We start from the raw sequence: 22,319 nt of genomic DNA on the forward strand, positions 1-22,319 counted from the left end.
CAATGTAGGCTTTACAGTTGGCTAAGTTTTGATTGCAAAAATATTTTGCAGGAAGTTTTTATGGGCAGTAAATATAAGGTTTTATAGCAGTTGGTTGAAATATGATATAGCAGATAGTCAAGAAGGAGTGGAAAATCGTGGAATTAAGAAAAGAAAGTGTGCAGATGCTTCACGTAAAAAGCCGGGCAACCAGTCAGGTAACCTTTGATACGGATTATAATGTCCCGGACGCCAAGCCGGATATTGGCAGGCTGATCCAAAGCAAGGGCGACGTTTCCATGGACGAAGTGCGCCTTAGCGACGGCAAAGCTTTTATCAATGGAAATCTGAATGTGGATATTCTCTATGTGGGGGAAGAAGACCAGAAAGTAAGCAGCCTGGGGGCAAAACTCCCATTTGATGAGACTTTGAACCTGGAAGGAATCGCTAGTGGGGATAAAATGTGCCTGAAGTGGGAGATTGAGGATCTCAGCGTGCACATGATCCATTCACGGAAACTGAACATAAAGGCAATCGTCACCTTTTATGCAGTAGTAGATGAGATGGCAGGAGTCCAGCTTCCTGTGGAAATCAGCGACGAAGGAATTTCTGTAAAAAGGAAGAAAGTCCGTTTAATGAGTCTTATGGTACATAAAAAGGACACTATGCGGATTAAGGATGAAGTAACTTTAGTGTCCAATAAACCAAACATTGAACACCTTTTGTGGTATACCATTGATGTCCGTGGCGTGGATCTGCGCCCTGAGGACAATGTGATAAAAGCGCGGGGCGAATTGTCTGTTTTTGTTCTTTATTCTGGAGAGGATGAGGAAAATCCACTTCAGTGGGCGGAGTATGTGCTGCCGTTTAACATGGAGGTAGAATGTACTGGCTGCACAGGAGAAATGATTCCTAACATTGGCTTTTCTGTTATGCACCAGAGCATTGAGGTGAAACCAGATTCCGATGGGGAAGAACGTGTAATAAGTGTAGATGTGGTTCTGGAGCTGGATATGAAGCTTTACCGGGAGGAAGAGCATGACCTGATCCTGGATGTGTATTCCCCGTTAAAGGAGTGTATCCCACAGGGAAAAGAAATGTGCCTGGAAAGTCTTCTGGTGCGCAATGGTTCCAAGTGCCGGGTAGCGGACCGTATTGAGCTGAAGGAAAGCCAGGGAAAAATTTTACAGATCTGTCACAGCCAGGGACGTGTAAAGGTTGAAAAAACAAAAATCGTGAAAAATGGGATCCAGGCGGATGGAATTGTATTTATGAAAATTCTGTACATTACGGGAAATGATGATATGCCGTTTTACTCTGTTGACGGGGTGATTCCTTTTTCCCATGTAATAGAAGCAAATGGAATTAACGAGGACAGTATCTTTTTTCTTCAGGCGGACCTGGAACAGCTGTCTACGTCTATGATCGACAGCAATGGGATTGAGGTAAAGGCTGTGATCAGCCTGAATGTGCTGGTGCTTCAGTGTGAAAAACAGGTGATCATCAGCAAAGTGGAGGAGCGGCCCCTTGACATGCAGAAAATCCAGGCTATGCCGGGAATTACGGTGTATGTGGTGAAAAACGGGGATACTATGTGGGACATTGCGAAAAGGTTTTATACCACGGTAGAGGAAATCTGTAGGCTGAATGAGTTGGAGAACGATAGTGTTGCCCCGGGAATGCCGTTGTTGCTGGTGAAGAAGGTGGAAGGGTAGGTGAGCCCCCATGCCGCAGCTTGCAGAAAACCGGAGAATTGCTGGAATGAGAAATTTCCTCGCATAAATGTATTGAAAAAAATACAAAAATATTTTACAATAAAAGCATTGATAAAATTGTATACAAAGTACAAAGAGGATTGCTGCTTACAGGTGATGACCTGCCTGGTGTTTGTGTGGGCAGCAGTTATAAGCGGAGGGAATTATGCGTTTACGTGCACTTGCAAAAATAAATCTGGGACTTGATGTGGTTGGCAAACGTGCTGACGGATATCATGAGGTTCGTATGCTCATGCAGACCATACAGATGTATGATGTGCTTGAAATCGGGAAGAAAGAGAAGCCGGGAATTACCCTTACTTCTAATATTCCCTATATTCCTACAGATGAGAGAAATCTTGTATATAAAGCAGCGAAAATGCTGATGGATGAATTTCATGTGGAAGAGGGACTTAACATGAAATTGGAGAAGTTCATTCCGGTAGCTGCTGGTATGGCAGGAGGAAGCTCCGATGCAGCAGCTGCCTTTGTGGGAGTGAACCGCCTGTTTGAACTGGGACTTTCAGAGGAAGAGCTGATGAAGCGGGCTGTGAAGGTAGGAGCAGATGTACCTTATTGTATTATGCGTGGAACTGCTCTGGCTGAAGGAATCGGAGAGAAGCTGACCAGACTTCCAAGAGTACCACACTGCTATGTGCTGGTGGGAAAACCGGGAGTAAATGTTTCCACAAAGACAGCCTATGAGAATCTGAAGCTGGATGATCCGGCAGTGGTCCATCCGGACATTGATGGCATGGTGACGGCTGTCCAGAATGGGGATCTTGATGGAATGATTTCCAGGATGGGAAATGTATTTGAACCAGGAATTATCGGAAAATATCCTGTGATTCAGGAGATTAAAGACCTGATGGAGAGCAATGGAGCGCGCAAGGCGATGATGAGCGGAAGCGGTCCTACTGTGTTCGGAATTTTTGACAGCAAAGAGAAAATGGAGCAGGCAGCGGTTGTCCTTCGGGAGAGCAGGCTGGCGAAGACTGTTTTTGCAACGGATGTTTTTTAGCGGAGGAAAATACAGATGACAAGTGATTTTACAGTGCATATGGATGAGTATCTTCCACTTAGGGAGGTCGTTTTTAATACATTGCGTCAGGCGATTTTGAAGGGAGAACTGAAGCCAGGCGAAAGACTGATGGAGATTGCTCTTGCGGAGAAGCTTGGGGTGAGCAGGACTCCTATCCGTGAGGCTATGCGGAAGCTGGAGCTGGAAGGTCTGGTTGTGATGATTCCAAGGCGTGGGGCCCAGGTTGCCAATATTACAGAGAAGGACCTGAATGACGTTCTGGAGGTAAGGATCACACTGGAAAATATGGCCATTGAGAAGGCTTGCGCCAATATGACAGATGCAGATATCCGGAAGCTGGAGCAGGCGGCAGAGGATTTTCAGAAGAGCACTGCAGAGGGAGATCTGGTAAAGATGGCTGAAGCAGATGTGAATTTTCATGAGGTAATTTACGAGGCGGCAGATAATAAGAGACTGATGCAGGTGCTGAATAATCTTCGGGAACAGATATACAGATACCGTGTAGAGTATCTGAAAGAGGACGAGTCCAGAAACCGTCTGGTGAAAGAGCATGAGGAGATTACCCAGGCCATTAAAGCCAAAGATGTGAAAAGGGCGCAGGAGCTGTCCTTTGAGCATCTGGAGAATCAGAGGATGGGAATCATCCAGGCAATCCGTGCTGAGGAATAAAGTCTTCGGGTTTTCTGGAAAATAAAGAATAAAATGAATATAATTAAAGGATCAGGAGATACTGGGATAGATAACCAGTATCTTTTTTTGTTCAAAATGAGGAATATGTGGAAATGAATGAAAATGACAATATTGTTATTATTTCAAAAGATATTCAAGAAAATGAGCATTATATAAGAGAACGATTGACAGATTGCGCAGATGTCCAGATACGAAGAATGAGATTGGGGGATGAGCGGAAGGTAGACTGTCTGATGGTCTATATTGAAGTGGCAACTTCCAATATGATGCTGGAGGACTCTGCCATTGGAAAAATGGTGGGACATTTCTGGGAGATTTCACCTGGGGAGATGCAGGAATTTGTGGAATACAACAGTCTGGGAATTGCGGATGTAAAGAAGCTGACTGACATGGAGCAGGTGTTCGCAGGGCTGCTTGCCGGAAATGCGGTTTTCTTTATGGATGGATTTGATCAGGCTATGAAAATTTCCAGTGCCGGTTATCCAAGCATGGGTGTAACGGAAGTGGAGATGGAGAAGGTTCTTCGAGGTTCCAGGGAAGGCTTCTCTGATTCTGTGAAAATAAATTCTTCACTGATCCGGAAGCGGCTTCGGGATACCAGATTAAAGGTAGTGGAATTTTATATTGGGGAGAGATCACATACACTGGTACAGATGGTATACATGGAAGATCTGGTGCAGGAGGAATTTCTGGAGCAGGTGAAAGAGCGGCTTGGAGACTTTCGAATTGATGGAATTCTGGATAGTGGAATGCTGGAACAGCTGACGGAGGATTCCTGGCTTTCTCCTTTTCCGCAGTATCAGACTACGGAAAGACCAGATCGTGCAGCGCAGGAAATTTTAAATGGAAAAGCAGTGCTTCTCTGTGACAATTCTCCGTCAGCGCTTATTTTGCCAGGTGTTTTTCATAGCTTTATGGAAAGCAGCGAGGACTGGTATAACCGATTTGAAATGGCATCATTTCTTCGAATACTGCGCTATGTGGCACTGGCAGCTGCTACGCTGCTGCCGGGACTTTATCTTGCAGTGATCCGGTTTCACACGCAGATTCTTCCCACAAATATGCTTCTGTCCTTTGCCCAGGCAAGAGAAGGCGTGCCATTTTCCAGCATTGCGGAGCTTGTTCTGCTGGAATTATCCTTTGAACTGATTCGGGAAGCTGGTGTACGGATTCCGGGAGCACTGGGAAATGCCATGGGAATTGTGGGAGGACTGATCGTGGGATCTGCTGCTGTGGAAGCGAATCTTGTAAGCCCGATCGTGGTTATGGTTGTGGCAATTACGGCGCTTGGTTCTCTTGCAATCCCAAATGAAGAATTTGCCTCGGCTTTTCGGATGCTTAAATATTTCTTTTTGTTTTTGGGAGGATATCTGGGGATTTTTGGAATTGTGACCGGGGTATATCTGACAGTATCACATCTGGCAGGACTTCTCAGCTTTGGAGTTCCATACCTGACGCCCTTTGTCAAACAAAGTACGGATAATGGGACTGGAAGCAAAATTGTGAGAGTGCCATTTAAAAAGAGATGGAGGCGCCCTTCATATGCCAGACAAAGCGAGCAGGTCAGGCTGCAAAAAATCCGGAACAAAAACAGGAAGGAAAGGTAACCGAAGTAAATGAAATTTGCAGAAAATAATCGAATTTCCCAACGGCAGCTCTACAGGCAGATCGTGATTGCGTTTATTGCACCATTAATACTATGCCTTTTCGGAAACAGAAAAACCCTGGGGCTTGGCGGGCTGGCAGGGACTGCAGCAGCTCTTGCAGCTGTGCTGTTTTATGTGATTTTTCTCATCCGTCTTCGTTATGCTTTTGCCAGGCCCTGCAAAACAGCCGGTGTGGTGTGGGGACGGCTGGCAGCGTTGTTTTTTCTTATATACTGTATTCTTGGAGCTGCGTTTCTTTTGAATCTTCTGGGAGAAATTGTTGCAGTCAGTCTGGGAACAGGTATAGGAAAAAAATGGCTATGTCTGGTCGCATTGCTGGTTTGCAGCCTTGGTACGCAAAAGGGGATTCAGAGACGGGGCAGAATGGGAGAAGTGTCAGGAGGTGTGGTGCTTGCAGCGGTTATGCTTATGCTAGTCCTGGCTGTAGGACAGGGAAAATGGGAGTATTTTCAGGAAATGGTATGGAATTCCTCTTTCTCAGGAAGAAAAATTCTGGAAAGTGGATATGATGTAATATGTGCATTTTCTGGATTGGGGCTGCTTCCCTTTGCATTGGACTGTGTAGGAAGCAGTAAAGATACAGGAAAAACTGTAAGCTTTGCCATTTTTACTCTGGGAATTTTGCTTATTCTGACGGAATTGCTGCTTCCTTCAGTATTTGGATGGGGGCGGCTGAAATATGAAAGCTTCCCGATTTTGCCGCTTCTGGCAGGTGCTGAGCTTCCTGGAAATGTATTGGCAAGATTTGATGTTCTCTGGATGGGATTTCTTTTATACAGCCTTTTATTTTCCATTGGAAGTTTTCTGCATTATGGCCATTTAATTGTGGAAAAAGCAGATATGGGAACAGGAAAGCTGTGGATATCTATTCTGGTTTTTGCCGGAGCCGTGTCAGAAACTGGCAGATGGGGAATCCGGAATAGCTTTCCCCTGTATCTGAAATATATATTTGTGCCCGGAATGCTGGTGCTTCAGATTATATTTTTTATGGCTGGAAAAAAGAAGTGGAAAAAGAAGCTTGCTGCAGCGTGTGTTAGTGCATTGTTTCTGTTAGCCGGCTGTGGCGGTGTGGAACCGGAGAAACGCATGTATCCGCTTGCACTTGGAGCTGATATTACAGAGGGGAGATATCAGCTGACTTACGGAATTCCGGATCTTCCAAAATCTACTGGGCAGGAAAAAGACGGGGAAGATCAGGGCAATGCTGCACCGTCGATTCAGGGAGAAACCTTCCGTGAGATTGAAAATATATACAGCCGGACACAGGAAAAATATCTGGATATGGGACATCTGGAAATTCTGGTTCTTGGCGAGAGTCTGTTGGATGGAGGCCGCTGGGAGCAGGTTCTTGAATATCTGAAGCAGGAGCCGGCCATAGGTGAAAATGTTTATGTGTTTCGCTGCGATGCGGCATCTGAAGCAGTAGCCTGGGTAAGTCCTCAGGATGTTTCCCTTGGAGAGTATCTTCTTGGGCTTCTGGAAAATAATCCAAATGGAAGCCCGGGGCAGGCAGTAACTCTTCGAGAGGTTTATCATGAGTTTTATGAACGTGGTGCTTTGCCTGAATTGCCGAAACTGGAAATTTATGGAAGGGAACTGGAGGTGAAATTTTAGCCGCATCAGGTAAGTCCCAGGGCGTGTTTGAATGCAGATAAGCATTCACCCGCTTTAAGCGCGCGGAGCACTAACCAGTGGGGATGAATGTGATTATTCCGGGCTGGGACAGGGAATACTTTTGATAGAAAATATTGGAGGTACTTTTATGTTCTGTTTAAGAAAAAACAAATATCATATAGCGGCAGCACTTCTGATGGCAGTATTACTTTGCCAGGTCAGTGAAAATTTTAATAAAAATTCCAACCTTCTTGCATGGTGGGGAACCATTTATCCCCAGTTCTGTTTTATGGAAGCACCGGGGACAGAGGAAGGCCAGAAGGCAGAGCCAAGATTTCATTTCTGGATTGTGGATACACTTAACGCTTTGATGTAGTACAAGCACTTGCACCGCCGCTCCTTTGGTGTTAAAATGAAGTACAGATTGCGAATATCGCTTGACTATGAATTTGGAGATAGAGGAATGAAAATAGACAGAGATGCGCCCGTTGGTGTGTTTGACTCCGGTATTGGCGGACTTACTGTGGCAAGGGAGATCATGCGGAATCTTCCAGCAGAGAAAATCGTGTATTTCGGCGATACTGCCAGGGTTCCATACGGAAGTAAATCCAAGGAAACGATTATAGGATATTCACGTCAGATTATCCGTTTCCTGAAAGAGCAGAAGGTGAAGGCGATTGTGGTGGCCTGTAATACAGCCAGTGCGTTTGCCCTGGAGGCAGTTCAGGAAGAATTTGACATTCCCATTCTTGGAGTGATTGAAGCCGGTGCCAAGGTAGCTGCGCAGGTTACCAGAAATAAACGGGTGGGAATCATCGGTACAGAAGGTACTGTTGGAAGTGGAATCCACGCGGAGGTTCTGAAAAAGATCGATCCGGAGATTACAGTGATCGGAAAGCCATGTCCCTTATTTGTACCGTTGGTAGAGGAAGGCTGGACTCATGATCCGGTGACAGTAGAAGTTGCAAGCAGATATCTGAAGGAACTACAGGAAAAAGATATTGATACACTGATCCTTGGCTGTACACATTATCCACTGCTCCGTTCTACCATCGGGCAGATTATGGGAGATGGTGTTACTTTGGTGAATCCGGCGTACGAGACGGCACTGGAGCTTGGCAGACTTCTGAAAGAGCAGGATATGCAGAGCACCGGACAGGGACAGTCTGATTTCCCATATCGTTTCTATGTGAGCGATCTGGCAGAGAAATTCAAGGGCTTTGCCAATTCGATTCTGCCATTTGATGTGGAGAAAACGCAGAAGATTGATATTGAGAAATATTGAAAAAGAGAAAGAAATGGAACAATAATGGAAAAAGAAGTTTTAATTCACGTAAAAGGTTTACATATGATGGACACACCAGAAGGTGATGAGCCAATCGAGATTGTGGTTCCGGGAGAGTATTATTTCCGCAATGGAAGCCATTATCTTCGTTATGAAGAAATGCTGGACGAGCAGGGAGATCCTACTATAAATTATATCAAGATATCTTCCCGGGGAATGGAAGTCCGAAAAAAAGGACAGGTAAATACACATATGGTTTTTGAGCAGGGAAAGCGTAATATGGCATTTTATACCACCCCGTTCGGAACTCTTGAAATGGGAATTTCAGCGACGAATCTGGAATTGGAAGAAAGTGACGGTCAAATTGCCATGAAAGTGAATTATTCTCTGGACCTGAATCAGGAGCATGTGGCAGATTGCTGTCTGGATATTCAGGCGCAGGGGAAGAATACAGTTGGGTTTGTGTTGTAGGAACTGTTGGGGAGAAGCATTACAGAAATTAATTTTAACAAGAAGACAGCAGGCGTTCGTTTGTTAGAATGAACTCCTGCTGTTTTTAGAATTGTTATCTGAATCGGTAGCAGTGGACGAATCTGGTATTGGAATTAATATTTTCAGATGAAACCAGTGGTCACTGGCGCTGGCATCCACGGCACCACCATATTTTTGAGCAACATACTGGACACTTTTTAATCCGTATCCATGGAACTGGGAATCAGCTTTGGTGGTAACTGGAAGTCCGGTACCCAGGTGAATTTCGCCCTCATAATAATTTTCGAAAAGAATGATCAGAAAATTTTTCCTGGAATGGGCATTTACGTGAATTAGTCTTTTTTCCTTGCTTGCAATCTTTGTTTCGCACTCTATGGCATTATCAAGTGCATTTCCGAAAATGGAGCTGATATCCATGGCATTCATGAATTTGAAAAGGGTTCCATCGATGACGCTGGTTATGGTAATCCCATGTTTCTGGCAATATATGGTTTTCATTGTGAGAACTACATCTATTACCGTATTTCCGGTCTTGTTCTGGGCTTCATAATTCAGCAGATCTGCCTCCATCTGATTTAGATATTCATTTCGTTTCTCTGTGTTTTCCTCTGCTCGCAAAACAATAATATGGTGCTTCAGATCATGATATTTATAGTTGATCATTTCAATGGCATCGCGGGCCTGCTTGTATTGTACATACTGATTGTGGAGAATGTTATGGACACTATCCAGCTCATAACGGATGCGCATGTTCATGCGCAGTATATGATAAGTATACATAATGGCAACACCACTTAAGTCTACCAGAGTCCGGGCATTATAAATCTGGTCGGAATAATTTCCATAGATTGGGAGTCCAGGAACAATGAATCCGAGGTTACTCATGACGAAAACTGCCAATCCGATAAAGGCATAGGAAATAAGCTCGCCGGTAGTAATCAGAGCATCTTTTTCCTTCGGATGATAATGGTAATACACGAAATCAAATATGGTAAAAAGAATCCCGTAACATATGACAAGAACAAGTATCCGGGCAGTGTAAGAGGTTATAGGTGGTTCATGGTTTATTAAAAGCAGTTCAAACTGCCATTCACAGGAGGATGCAAACTCAGCAATGATAAAGGAACGAATGGCATAATAAGCAGCATCCCGCCAGTTTACTTCTGCACACAGATAGATAAAGCCCCACATAATGAGCAATGCAGCAGTCATAAACAAAATCCACAGAATGTTATTAAGGTGTGGAGTCAGGCAAAATAAAGCAGACTGCAAAGTAAGGACCCCTACTGAAATGAATGCGATTTTCTTTGTGCTTATCCGGGGTCTGAGAAGTCGAAGGCAGATAATACAGGAAAGCCATTCGGCAATCGCAGTATAGAGCCTTGGTATATTTGGTGAGATTGGAAGTGGCAGCATATTAATGTTCTCCCCAATATTTTGTAAGGTCCTGAAGAAATGCGCTCTGACGTGGACGCCCAAGAGGAAGGCTTTCTCCTTTTACCTGGGCGCATTTATCCTGGATGCCGTCTACATGTGCGAGGTTGATCAGGTAACTTTTGTTTCCACGGGAAAATCCGTAGCTGCAAAGTGTTTTTTCCGCAGCACTTATGGTACCGGGAGAAATGTATTCACCGGCGCTGGCATGGTAGATCAGATTATGTCCCTGAACTTCAATATAGTAAATATCCGCTGTGTCAAGACGGACAACACCACCCTTTATGGGAACGACAACATAATGTCTGTCCTGCTTTTTAAGCTTGTTGATGGCCTGGTTGATACGTTCAGCAAATGCAAAGTAGGAGATTGGCTTCAGAATATAGTCCATAGCACCTACTTTGTATCCCTGTATGGCATATTGGGTCATATTTGTAATGAAAATGATGACTACACTGGAATCCATGCTGCGAATTTCCTGAGCGGCAGTCATGCCATTGATAAATTTCATCTGAATATCCATCAGGATAATGTCAAATTGTGATTTGTATTTGGATGTAATCTCGTCACCGTCACGATATACGGTTACAGCAATTTCTTCTTTGGAATTTTTTTGATATTCCTGCAGGTAATCTGTTAACTGCTGGATATATTCTTCCTCATCTTCTACAATAGCAATTCTGATCATATGTATTTTCCTTTATTAGAGCCTGCCTCAAAAATCATTCTTGCAATCTGCACGCCCCACTTTGCGGTATATTTTGCCGAAATCCTTTTTCAAACATGCTCTATAACAATGTTATCGTTTCTATAATTATATATAGTTTGGTACAGGTATGCAAGCAGTAAAATTGCTATGCATTCTTGAAAAATGGTAAATGCGCATAAAAATAGAAGATAAAATTGTAAAATATGCACAATATATATAAAGGCTTGACTTTGAAAATCAACAATTAATGCAAAAAAACAACACTTCTTGCAAGAAATGGCAGCAGCAGAATTTTTTATGCTATATTTCATTCACGACAAGGGAACAAGAGGTGTTCCAGAAAAAAGGAGGACAACAATATGAAACAGAGAAGCAGACGCCTGATGGCGCTGATGATTGCTGCAGCCATGACAGCAGGTTCTGTTGCAGTGGTTCCGGTAGCAGCGGAAGATGATCCGTACAAACAGGCTGAGGCAGCAGCGGAAGATCCGTACAAACAGGCTGAGGCAGCAGCAGACGACCCATACAAGCAGGCTGAGGCAGCGGCGGACGATCCATACAAGCAGGCCGAGGCAGCAACAGACGATCCATACAAGCAGGCTGAAGCAGCGGACGATCCGTACAAACAGGCTGAGGCAGCAGCGGAAGATCCGTACAAACAGGCTGAGGCAGCAGCGGACGATCCGTACAAACAGGCTGAGGCAGCAACAGACGACCCATACAAGCAGGCTGAAGCAGCTTCTGACGAAGAAGAGGCTCTTGGCGGAATCGTTCCAAGTGCAGATGCAAAATATACAATTTCCGTTACAGAAGACGGATGGATCAAGGTTGAGAACGAAGGTGGAGACACACTGGGTCTGGCAGATGATTCTGCAGTGAAGCTTCTGGAAGTAGATGGATATGCTTTCAAAGACATGAACCAGAACGGTGAGCTTGATAAATACGAAGACTGGAGACTTTCCACAGAAGAGCGTGCAGCTGATCTGGCTAGTCAGATGCAGGGTGAGGAAATCGCAGCAGTTCTGACACATGGCGGCTGGGGTGAGTTCACAACTGAGCCTTTGACAGAGGATGATGGTTCTTACACTTACCTGATGCAGGGCGGCCGTGGAGGCGTTACCAGAAGTATTTCCCAGGGCGGTGCAGCACATGCAAAATGGGCAAATGCAATTCAGGCAGTTGCAGAGCAGAGCTTCTATGGTATTCCGGCTATGCTCTCTATTGACCCATCAAATATTTCCGGTATGGTAGAGACTCTTTCCCTGGCATCTACCATGGATACAGAGCTTGCTGCAGAAATCGGACAGGAAACAGCAAAAGAATATCGTGCAGCTGGTGTTACTGCACTTCTTGGACCGCAGGTTGATATTGCATCTCCGATCATGAGCCGTGCAGGTGGTACTTATGGTGAGGACCCACAGCTGACACTTGACATTGCTACTGCATATGTAAACGGAATGCAGTCCACTTATGATGAGAACGGTGAAGATCTTGGATGGGGCAACGAATCTGTATATTGCTTTACCAAGCATTTCGCAGGTGCAGGTGCTACAGAAGGCGGACGTGATGACCATGGAAATGGAGGACGTTACGCAGTATTCCCGGGAAATAACCTGGAAGCACATCTGATCACATATTTTGACGGTGTATTTAATCTTCCTGGAAAAACAGGTTCCTCTGGTATTATGACAGAGTATGCAATAGACGTTGATGCAGATGGAAATCCATACGGCGGAGAGTGGGCTGGTGCTTACAACCCATACCTGAATGGTATGCTTGATGAAGCTGGTTTTGATGGTCTTAAGATCACAGACTGGAGTGTATTTACATTTGCGGGTGTGTGGGGTGCAGAAGACCTGGAAGAAGCAGACCGTGTTGCTACAGGCTGGGAAAATGGTGTAAACCTTCTCGGAGGATATGATAGTATCGACACTGCAAAAGAAGCATATGGCATTATGGTTGACCGTGATGGACAGGATAAAGCAGACGAGATCATGCGTGCAGCAGCAGAAAAGTTCGTAGGAACTATGATGAACCTTGAAATGTTTGAGCAGCCATACAGCGATTCTGCATATGCTGAGTCTATCATTACTACAGGTGATTCCAGTGAGTTTGCAAAAGAAGGCCAGAGAGAGTCTATCGTTATGCTGAAGAACGACGGAACTATCAGCGAGAACGGTGCTGTATCCGAAAAACCAACCGTATATGTTCCTTACGTATATAACACAGGCTGGAGCGCAACATGGACACAGGGTATTTCCGAGGGAACACCAAGCTGGACTCCGGGAATGGATCTTGACAAACTTGGACAGTATTTCAACATTGTAACAGATACTCTTGGCGATCCTACCGGTGAGGCTGATGCAGATGGAAATGCTACTTATACAAAAGACGATCTGACACGTGCATCTGAAGAAGAAATTGCAGCTTGCGATTATGTACTTGTTGGTATGAGCGGCGCGTATGTAAACTCCTATGATTCCCGTATCGAAGGTGCTTTCGGTGGTGATCCGGTTCCGGATGATGTAGAGGAAGAATGGTATCCGGCATCTCTCCAGTATGGTGAGTATGTAGCTGACAATGCAATTGAGACTTCTATTTCCGGAAAGATTCTGGAAGATGGAACAAAAGAGAACCGTTCCTACAAAGGACAGGCTGCTCATGAGGTTGCCAACTATGGTGATCTGGAAGCTCTTCAGTATGCATCTGAAGCAGCTGGCGATGTTCCGGTAATCGTTTCCATGAAGATGGAGCGCGGAATGGTATGGAGCGAGGTTGAGCCTCTTGCAGATGTAATTCTTGTAAATTACAACCAGCAGAGAGAAGATATTGTTGCAGAAGTAATCCTTGGACAGACAGAGCCTACCGGACTTCTGGTATTCCAGCAGCCGATTGATATGGAAACTGTTGAGGCACAGTTAGTAGACGTACCACGTGATATGGAATGCTACACAGATGCAGCAGGAAATACATATGACTTCGCATTTGGTCTGAACTGGTCTGGAAAAATTGAGGATGAGCGTACTGCAAAATACACTGCAGAGCCGCTTACAAAGGTTCAGAACTTTGATTATGAGGCATATGAGGCAGCAAACAAATAATTGTAACGACTCGGAGCTAAGCCTTGGCCAATGCTCTACATGGCCCGGCAGAGAGAAATCTTTGCCGGGCTTAAAATGTGAATGCTGGCAACAGCAGCCCAAGTAGTCACCATAAGTGCAGGTATGCAGCACTTGTGAAAGCATGCAAACAACAAAGAGGGAAAAAAATGGTTGATTTATTAGTAAAACTTCTGGGACCGTTTCTGTATAGTCTGGGAGTCAGCGAAGCCGATCTTATTTCTTACCTTACACAGCTGGAAGGATATATTTATGCAATTCTTGCCGCAGTTGTTGTATTGGTAGCTGTCATGATTCTGGCTCACTTTGCCAAGAAAGGCTTTCGTTGTGCGGTCCGCCTGGAAGCTCTTATGGCATTTTTGACAGCGATTCTGATCATTGTGAATTCCATTTGCTATGGTCCGATGTATGCAAACGTTTCAGGTTTTCTGAATGCATCAAAAGCAGAATTCTCTGAGGAGACAATCCAGCAGAGTAAAGACACAATTGAAAAGGTAGGAGAAGAAGGTATGGTTCTTGTAAAGAACGATGGTCTTCTTCCGTTATCTTCTGATGTAACAAACTTGAATGTATTTGGCTGGGATTCCACCTGCCCCATCTATGGCGGAACCGGTTCTGCCGGATCTCATTCTGATGGAAATGTGAGCATTCTGCAGTCTCTTCAGGATGCAGGCTATAAAACAAATGAAACACTTTCCAATATGTACACAGAATACTGTGCAGAGCGTCCGACTATTTCCATGTCCGCTCAGGACTGGTCACTGCCGGAGCCAAACATGAAGCACTACACAGATGACATCATGAACGAAGCAAAAGACTTTTCTGATACAGCCGTTGTAGTAATCGGACGTCCGGGTGGTGAAGGTGCAGATCTTCCTACTAATATGAGCGCTGTAATTAATGGCACATATAACCAGGGACTTGCTACATCAAATGCACCGGCGAACTGGCGTTATATGAATGCAAGCTATACAAATAATGGTGATTATGATGATTTCGAAGAAGGCGAATCCTATCTTGAGCTTTCTGTAACAGAAGAGCAGCTGGTAGATAAGGTTTGCTCCGAATTTGATAATGTAATCGTCGTAATTAATGCAAACAATACAATGGAGCTTGGCTGGGTTGATAACTATGAGCAGATCAAATCTGTTATTCTTGCTCCTGGAGCAGGTGAGACTGGTTTCACAGCACTTGGTGAAATCCTGAACGGTACGGTAAACCCATCCGGAAAAACAGCAGACACTTATGTTAAGAATCTGCTTTCCACACACTACATTAACAACATCGGAAACTTCCCATATACAAATGTGGATGACCTGAAAGCACAGGCACTTGCAGCGGATTCTTCCTACAAGGGAAATGTTTCTTTTGTAAATTATGTAGAGGGAATTTATGTTGGTTATAAATTCTATGAAACAGCTGCCGAGGAAGGTCTGATCGACTATGAAAGCAGTGTACAGTATCCGTTTGGATATGGTTTAAGCTACACAACATTTGATAAGACAATGACAAATTTCAAGGACAATGGGGATACCGTTTCCTTTGATGTTGAAGTAACCAATACAGGCGATGTTGCTGGAAAAGATGTAGTAGAAGTTTATTATACTCCTCCTTACACAAACGGAGGTATTGAAAAAGCATCTGTAAATCTTATTCAGTTTGAGAAAACGGAAACACTGGAGCCAGGAAAATCCCAGACACTTTCCTTCGAGATTGCAAAAGAGGACATGGCTTCCTATGATTCTGATGAGATTAAAGTAGCTGGCGGCGGATATATTCTGGAGGCAGGCGAATATACCATTTCTGTTCGATCTGATTCCCATACTGTAATTGCTGAAGAAACCTTTACAGTAGACGAGGATATCGATTACAGCACAGAGGGACGTTCTACAGACAAGATTGCACCTGTAAACGTATTTGAAGATTATACACAGGGCGACTTCATCCAGCTCTCCAGAGCAGATGGCTTCAAGAACGCCGGAGCTTCCTGGGCAGCACCGACTGCAGAGGATGCACAGATGTCTGATGAGCTTCGTGCAGAAGTAGAAGCGAACACATTTGGAATTTATGACAGCAGTAAATATGACAATGCAGATGACGAGATGCCGACTCTGGGCGCTGACAATGGTCTTACCCTCTTTGACCTGAAGGGTGTGGATTATGATGATGCAAAATGGGATGAGCTTCTCGATCAGCTTACTTATGAAGATATGGCTACCATGATCAATGTTGGAGGATGGCAGACCGCAGAGGTTAGCTCTGTTGGCAAGATTGCAACATCTGATTGTGACGGACCAGCAGGTCTGAACAACTTCGTAACTAAGACATATGGTACTTCTTACCCGACAGAGGTACTGCTTGCACAGACCTGGAATAAGGACCTTGCCCGTGAGGTTGGAGAATCTATGGGGCAGGAGTTCTCAGATGTTAAGAATTATGGATGGTACGGACCGGCTATGAACACACATCGTTCCGCATTTGCAGGACGTAACTTCGAGTATTATTCTGAGGACGGCGTACTTGCCGGATATCTGGCTATGAACCAGGTAAATGGTGCAGTAAGTAAGGGTGTATACCCATATGTTAAGCATTTTGCAGTAAACGATCAGGAGACAAACCGTGAATCCTTCCTGCTTACCTTTGTTTCTGAGCAGGCAATGAGAGAAATCTACCTGAAACCGTTTGAAATTTGTATTAAAGGCTTAGAGGGCGGCTCTATGGCTGTGATGACATCTTATAACTGGCTTGGAAGCGTTCCGGCTTGTGCAAACTCTGACCTGCTTCAGACCGTTCTTCGTGATGAGTGGGGATTCCGCGGCATGGCAATCACAGACTATGACGGATCCTATGGCTACATGATTTCCGAGAACTGTGTAAGAAACGGAAACGACCTGATGCTTGGATATGGCAATGCAGAATCCAACCAGTTCCCGAACCAGAGTGCAACAGGCACACTGGCAATGCGTCAGGCATGCAAGAACATTATGTACACGATTGTAAACAGCGGTGCATACGCTGGTGATGAGAATCCGGTTGGAGGCAAATCCAATATGGATAAGCTGTTTATGAAGGTGAATGTAACTTCTGGAATCATTATTGGGGTGATCGCGCTTCTTGTACTGGTACGTGCACTTATGAAGAGAAAGAAAATGAAAGCAGCAGAAATTAAGGTTACTGTTGAATAAGCTTTGGGAGAAAAAGGGCTGGCATAGAGAAATATGCCGGCCTTTTTTGAAGAAAATTACCCATAAATATATGCGGGAGAAGGGCGTTGGCGAACGAATGAAGAGAGTTGTAAGGTGTTTTCTGTATCTGACATTTTTGATAAGCTGTTGCAGCTATGTTTATGCGCAAGATGAAATTATCGGAGAAAATGTATATGGAAAAGTTGATGAATTTGTAAGTAATATTCCTCTGGACTCGTCCTATGCAGAAGAATGCAGTGAAAAAGGAACAGTAGAAACTTTAAGATATACCTGCCATTCCTATGCGCTGGAAGCAGTAACCGGGGAAAGCAATATCATAGTTGAGAAAGCCGTAAATGTTTATCTGCCCTACGGTTATTCTGCCGATAAAACATACAATATACTTTATCTGTTGCATGGAACTGGGGGATTTGAGGACTACTGGATTGGAGAAAGCTCTACTGGAAAAATGACATGTAATGTTTTGGATAATATGATTCAGGCAGGAGAATGTAAGCCTGTTATCGTGGTATCCCCAACCTATTATTCGCCAGTGGAGTCTATGGGATATAGGGAAATGAGCAGCGCAGAGTTATTTGATACGGAAAAAGATCCATATGCAGATCAGTGGCCTATGTATTTCTGGAAAGAATTAAGAAATGATATTATTCCCCTGGTGGAGTCTGAATATTCCACCTATGTCAAAAAGGATGTAAGCGTGGAAAATTTACAAAATACCAGAAATCATCGTGGTTTTGCAGGTCTTTCCAGAGGTTCAAAAGCGACAGTAAATTCCGGTATGATGCATTGTGCAGACCTTTTTGCCTATATTGGCTCTTATTCAGGAGCCTGGGCTGATGAGGAAGAATTTCAAAAAATTCTGGAATCAGACGAATATAAAGATTATGATTTCAAGTACTGGTACAATGGAAATGGAACGGACGATTTTTCATTGGAAAATCATGAGGAGTTTCTGGATGAAATATTGGAAAAGATGCCAGAACGATTTTCTCTGGATAAAAATGTAGCTTGGATTGTATTCCCAGAGGGCGGGCATGCGTATAATTCTTGGATTGCAGATTTGTATAATTCGTTGAAGGTGTTTTTCTGATGGTGTCTGTACTAGAGTGTGTTTGAAAAAGGCTTTCAATTTTAATGTAATGATGCAAACAAAAAAGGTGCGACTTAAAAGTTTGTTTTTAAGCTGCGCCTTCTTTTTTTAATTCACCAGCTGTAACCAGCTTCTTTATATATTGCAGCAACGAGCCCGAGGATGTCTGAATCCCATTTTTGCTCTTTGAGTGATACGAAAGCGTAATCTGTAGCTTTTTAAACGTGGGATGTTGTGGACTCCTGGAGAAATTCATTTTATACTATAGTTAAATTATGAGTAGATTTACAAGAAACGAGAACTGGTTACGGTTCAAAGATTGTGAACAGCAGCAATTTATGGGAGGAAAACAGAAATGGAAAATACATTTTGGATCTGGTATCCGGGAGATTTTGAATTATATCATGCAATGAAACAGAATTTCAGCCGTGTGGAGCGAGGCTTTGGGTGGCCGGCATTCTGGAAGAGCGAGGGCTTCCGTAACCGCGTGGCGTTCCGCCGGACCTATGAACTGGAGCAGGAGACAAGCTTTACTGTATTTTCCAATGCAATCGGTCATGTGCTTGTAACCTGGGAGAATGGGGAGAAGAAATATCCATTTGGAAAGAAGATTACAGTAGCATCTGGAAGGGTGCGGATCTCTATTCATGCAGGCTGTGTGGAGGCATTTCCTTGCGCTTATGTGCAGGGTGAGGTAATTCATTCAGATAAAACATGGATGGCAGAGGACTATTCCCAGCCATTAATGCCGGTTGGCGTGTGTAAATATTTCACGAAACTGGGACAGAATCCTACTGTATGGGAGTATACGGAAAAAGAGTGCAAGCCGGTGAAAATCAGCGAGGTAAATGGCGGTGTGCTGGCTGAGTTTGAGACAGAGCTGACGGCGGTGGTTTATGTGAAAGATAAACGCAAGGAAAGTTCTGAGGTGGAAGTTTTCTGCGGTGAGTCTATGGACGAAGCTCTTGACCTTGAGCATTGCTATTATAGCTGGCAGCCGGATCCTGTAACAAACAGATGTCCTTGCTGTGCAGTCCATTTTGCATTTATTCCGAACTGCAAGGCCGAAGATGTAGAGATTACAGCTTTTTATCAGTATGTAGATTTCCCGAAACGCGCTTCTTTTAAATGCAGTGATCAGAAGCTGAATAAGATCTGGGAGGTGGCAGAGCATACCTTCCGCCTTTGCAGCGGTATCTTTTTCCTGGATGGTGTGAAACGTGACAAATGGATCTGGTCTGGGGATGCTTACCAGAGCTTTTTCGTAAATCAGTATCTGCTGGCAGATCCTGATATTGACCAGAGAACTCTTCTGGCACTTCGTGGAAATGATCCTATGACAAGACATATCAATACCATCATGGACTATTCCCTGTTCTGGATCCTGGGCGTGCTTTATCATTATGAGGCATATGGTGACCTGGAATTTGTCCGCCAGGTTTACCCGAAAATGTGCTCCCTTATGGAGTTTTGTGAGGGACAGCTGGATGAAAACGGATTTCTTGTAGGTCGTGAAAATGACTGGATCTACATTGACTGGGCTGACATGGATAAGACCGGTGCCCTTTGTGCAGAGCAGATGCTGTTCGCAGCATGCTGGCAGACCATGGCGAAAGTGAGTGCGGCTCTTGGAGAAGAAAATCCGGAATATATGGAGAAATATGAGAAACTGATCGGGCAGATCCACAAATTTTACTGGGATCAGGAGAAAGGTGCATTTATTGATTCTTTTGAATCCGGTAAGAGAAATGTGACCCGTCATGCCAATATTTTCGCAATTCTTTTTCACATTGCAACACAAGAAGAGCAGGAGAAAATTCTGGAAAATGTAATCAAAAATGATGCGATTCCAGCGATTACAACTCCGTATTTCAATTTCTTCGAGCTGGATATGCTTTGCCAGACAGGGGAACTGGAACTGGTATTTAATAAGATCCGCAATTACTGGGGTGGAATGCTGGACCGCGGCGCAGTAACCTTTTGGGAGCAGTTTGACCCGGAGGCACCTGTGGAAGAGCAGTACGATATGTACGGCGACCGCTTTGGAAAGAGCCTTTGCCATGCCTGGGCGGCAAGCCCGATCTATTTCCTTGCAAAGTATTTTATGGGACTGAAATTTACCGGAGTCGGAGGAAAAGAATTTGTGGTAGAGCCGCATACTGAGTTTTTCGACAGCTTTGATTGTACATTGCCTGTTGCAGGAGGAAAGGTTCATATTGTGTGGGATGGAAAAGAACTGAAGATGGAGACGGATGCGGAAGCTGCATGCTAAAAAGTGTAGAGGCTTGAAATACGTGTACAACATTGGATAGATAATATAATTAAAGTGGTTTAAGGCAAGAAAAGCATTGTTACGTGGGCAAAAGGTTCCGTGACAGTGCTTTTTGCTTAATATGTCTGGGATTAGGTAAAAGTCAGTTTAGAACAATAAAATAGTCATAATCGAATAACCTGCCAGAAAAATCATATGCTATGATTTTACAGTGAATACAATATTTTTTTAAGTAGAAGTATTGCAGCTGTATAAAAGGAGGAAATCCAATATGAAAAAAAGAATGATCGCTCTGATGTTGATGGGGGTTATGGTAATTGGTGGAGGTGTGAAAGCACAGGCAGGAAGAATTGTGAAACCTATCGATGAGCAGTTGTCAGAAAGAGAGGTAATTACCACACCGCAGGAAAGAAAAATCAAACTGGGCGAAGATGGAAAACCTCGTGTTATCATAACATCTGATTTGGAAATTGATGATATGAACTCCTTTATCCACCAGAGCCTGTTCTTTAATGAAATTGATCTGGCTGGAATCGTTGTGTCCGGTTCTTTTTGCCATTTCACCGGAGACGGGGAGCATACGCAGGGAGAAGTAAATGATCATATTCAGAACCGTGAAGAGGGTGCCCTGGACATGACAGAATTTCGAGCTCAGCCCTTGGACTGGCTTTCTAATCTCTGGAACAATGAGTATGCAGAAGCTTATGAATATCTTTCCCAGAATGCAGATGGGTATCCTACACCAGATTATCTGACAAGTATTACTAAAATTGGAAATGTGCAGTTTGAAGGCGATGTACGTGAAGATACAGACGGTTCCAATTTAATTAAAGAGGCAATCCTGGACGACGATGAAAGAAGCCTTTATATTCTTTCCTGGGGCGGATTTAATACGGTAGCAAGAGCACTGCTTTCCATTTATGATGAATATTCCGGAACAGATCAGTGGGATGGGATTTATCAGAAAGTGTGTGATAAAGTACTGATAAGCGGAAACGGACAGGACTTTACATTTACAGACTACATTGCAGATAAGTATCCTGATCTTGTAATGGCAGGAGCAAACTGTGGATATGCTGGATATTCTGCTGCAATCAATGCCCAGGCAGATGCGTTGTATACATTCCAGGCAGATTGGCTGAAAGAGAATATTAAATTTGACCATGGCTCTCTTATGGGGGCCTATAAGCTGGTTCATGACGGACAGCATCTGGAAAATGAGGAAGATAAGTATCAGTTTGGTGAAACTAATACTGTCTATGAAAAAGAATATAATGATTACGATTTCATTGCTGAGGGAGACAGCTCCAGCATTATTGGTCTGTATTCCTGTGGTCTTCGCGGTTTGGAAAATGGCGCTTTTGGAACTTATGGAGGCAGATATTTTTACTATACAGCAAGTGGTGAGGATGCAGGATATCGGTCTACATTATCTGGCAGTGTAGTTCCAGGTCAGTATGTGAATCCGGAAACAAATAATATCGAGAAATATAACCCTTATTTGCTGGATTTCCAGCTTGAGTGGGCAGCCCGTGCCGATTGGTGTGTAAATACATATGAAAACTGCAATCACGCGCCGGTAGTAGAGATGGAGGAAAAAGATTTTACAGCGGCTCCTGGCGAGACAGTATCATTTGCAGCAAACGTATCCGATCCAGACGGAGATGACTGTACAGCAACCTGGACTACAGAGCCAACCGGCTGCGTATACAGCGGAAAAGATGAGACCATTTACAACTGGACACAGGATAGTGCAGAGGGCTCCTTTACAATTCCAGAAGATGCAGCTTCTGGTGACTGCTTTTGCCTGACACTGCGGGTTCAGGATAATGCAGATGCAGTAATGACAAGATATGCACAGGTTATGGTTACAGTAGCTTAACTGGCTGCGAAACTTTATTAGACAGAAAATGTAAAAATCGTGGTATAATGTGGGTGATTTAAATGCGCGCAAATACCACGATTT

The 22,319-nt window shown here is 44.0% G+C and carries 16 protein-coding genes; 14 read left to right on the forward strand and 2 right to left on the reverse strand.

Features of this window, described 5'->3' with window-relative positions; all coding sequences use genetic code 11:
* The first annotated feature begins 137 nt into the window (after window positions 1-137).
* From LIQ05_RS09520 to LIQ05_RS09555, 8 genes are all read left to right on the forward strand, one after another.
* Window positions 138-1,694 carry a DUF3794 and LysM peptidoglycan-binding domain-containing protein gene (locus LIQ05_RS09520; protein WP_226820251.1) on the forward strand — a complete coding sequence of 519 codons (1,557 nt, stop codon included), beginning with the start codon at window positions 138-140 and terminating at the stop codon, window positions 1,692-1,694.
* A 205-nt stretch (window positions 1,695-1,899) separates the two neighbouring features.
* A complete protein-coding gene (gene ispE, locus LIQ05_RS09525; RefSeq protein ID WP_226820253.1) occupies window positions 1,900-2,754 on the forward strand; it encodes a 4-(cytidine 5'-diphospho)-2-C-methyl-D-erythritol kinase in 855 nt (284 codons plus the stop codon).
* Window positions 2,755-2,769: 15 nt separating this feature from the next.
* Window positions 2,770-3,444 carry a GntR family transcriptional regulator gene (locus tag LIQ05_RS09530; RefSeq protein ID WP_226820255.1) on the forward strand — a complete coding sequence of 225 codons (675 nt, stop codon included), beginning with the start codon at window positions 2,770-2,772 and terminating at the stop codon, window positions 3,442-3,444.
* A 113-nt stretch (window positions 3,445-3,557) separates the two neighbouring features.
* Window positions 3,558-5,072, forward strand: a complete 1,515-nt coding sequence (locus tag LIQ05_RS09535) for a spore germination protein (RefSeq protein WP_226820387.1) — start codon at window positions 3,558-3,560, stop codon at window positions 5,070-5,072.
* Window positions 5,073-5,081: 9 nt separating this feature from the next.
* A complete protein-coding gene (locus tag LIQ05_RS09540; protein WP_226820257.1) occupies window positions 5,082-6,746 on the forward strand; it encodes a GerAB/ArcD/ProY family transporter in 1,665 nt (554 codons plus the stop codon).
* A 148-nt stretch (window positions 6,747-6,894) separates the two neighbouring features.
* Complete coding sequence (locus tag LIQ05_RS09545) at window positions 6,895-7,122, forward strand: hypothetical protein (RefSeq protein WP_226820259.1); 228 nt, start codon at window positions 6,895-6,897, stop codon at window positions 7,120-7,122.
* A gap of 87 nt (window positions 7,123-7,209) precedes the next feature.
* Entirely contained in the window at window positions 7,210-8,031 is an 822-nt protein-coding gene (murI, locus tag LIQ05_RS09550) for a glutamate racemase (protein WP_226820261.1), read from the forward strand.
* A gap of 24 nt (window positions 8,032-8,055) precedes the next feature.
* Window positions 8,056-8,502: a DUF1934 domain-containing protein gene (locus tag LIQ05_RS09555; RefSeq protein WP_226820263.1), complete on the forward strand. Its 447-nt coding sequence runs from the start codon at window positions 8,056-8,058 to the stop codon at window positions 8,500-8,502.
* A 63-nt stretch (window positions 8,503-8,565) separates the two neighbouring features.
* Here LIQ05_RS09555 and LIQ05_RS09560 read toward each other — a convergent pair whose 3' ends face one another.
* The gene (locus LIQ05_RS09560; RefSeq protein ID WP_226820265.1) at window positions 8,566-9,735 is read right to left on the reverse strand and encodes an ATP-binding protein; all 1,170 of its coding nucleotides are present in this window, start codon (window positions 9,733-9,735) and stop codon (window positions 8,566-8,568) included.
* Between the two features lie 205 nt (window positions 9,736-9,940).
* The gene (locus LIQ05_RS09565; RefSeq protein ID WP_226820267.1) at window positions 9,941-10,645 is read right to left on the reverse strand and encodes a LytR/AlgR family response regulator transcription factor; all 705 of its coding nucleotides are present in this window, start codon (window positions 10,643-10,645) and stop codon (window positions 9,941-9,943) included.
* Between the two features lie 14 nt (window positions 10,646-10,659).
* Here LIQ05_RS09565 and LIQ05_RS20625 point away from each other — a divergent pair, with 14 nt between their 5' ends.
* The 6 genes from LIQ05_RS20625 to LIQ05_RS09590 all read left to right on the forward strand — a co-directional run bounded on the left by LIQ05_RS20625 (window position 10,660) and on the right by LIQ05_RS09590 (window position 22,235).
* Window positions 10,660-10,806, forward strand: a complete 147-nt coding sequence (locus tag LIQ05_RS20625; protein WP_416385994.1) for a DUF6783 domain-containing protein — start codon at window positions 10,660-10,662, stop codon at window positions 10,804-10,806.
* Window positions 10,807-11,025: 219 nt separating this feature from the next.
* On the forward strand, window positions 11,026-13,767 hold the full coding sequence (locus tag LIQ05_RS09570) for a glycoside hydrolase family 3 N-terminal domain-containing protein (RefSeq protein ID WP_226820269.1): 2,742 nt from the start codon (window positions 11,026-11,028) through the stop codon (window positions 13,765-13,767).
* 167 nt (window positions 13,768-13,934) lie between these two features.
* Window positions 13,935-16,970 (forward strand): beta-glucosidase, encoded by a 3,036-nt coding sequence (locus LIQ05_RS09575; RefSeq protein WP_173770780.1) that lies wholly within the window; start codon window positions 13,935-13,937, stop codon window positions 16,968-16,970.
* A 46-nt stretch (window positions 16,971-17,016) separates the two neighbouring features.
* On the forward strand, window positions 17,017-18,081 hold the full coding sequence (locus tag LIQ05_RS09580; RefSeq protein WP_226820271.1) for an alpha/beta hydrolase: 1,065 nt from the start codon (window positions 17,017-17,019) through the stop codon (window positions 18,079-18,081).
* A 355-nt stretch (window positions 18,082-18,436) separates the two neighbouring features.
* Window positions 18,437-20,353, forward strand: coding sequence for an amylo-alpha-1,6-glucosidase (locus LIQ05_RS09585; protein WP_226820273.1), 1,917 nt, complete (start codon window positions 18,437-18,439; stop codon window positions 20,351-20,353).
* 271 nt (window positions 20,354-20,624) lie between these two features.
* Entirely contained in the window at window positions 20,625-22,235 is a 1,611-nt protein-coding gene (locus LIQ05_RS09590; protein ID WP_226820275.1) for a DUF1593 domain-containing protein, read from the forward strand.
* Window positions 22,236-22,319 lie beyond the last annotated feature (84 nt).

Origin of the sequence: Blautia glucerasea (assembly GCF_020537505.1) — a bacterium.
GTDB lineage: Bacteria > Bacillota > Clostridia > Lachnospirales > Lachnospiraceae > Blautia_A.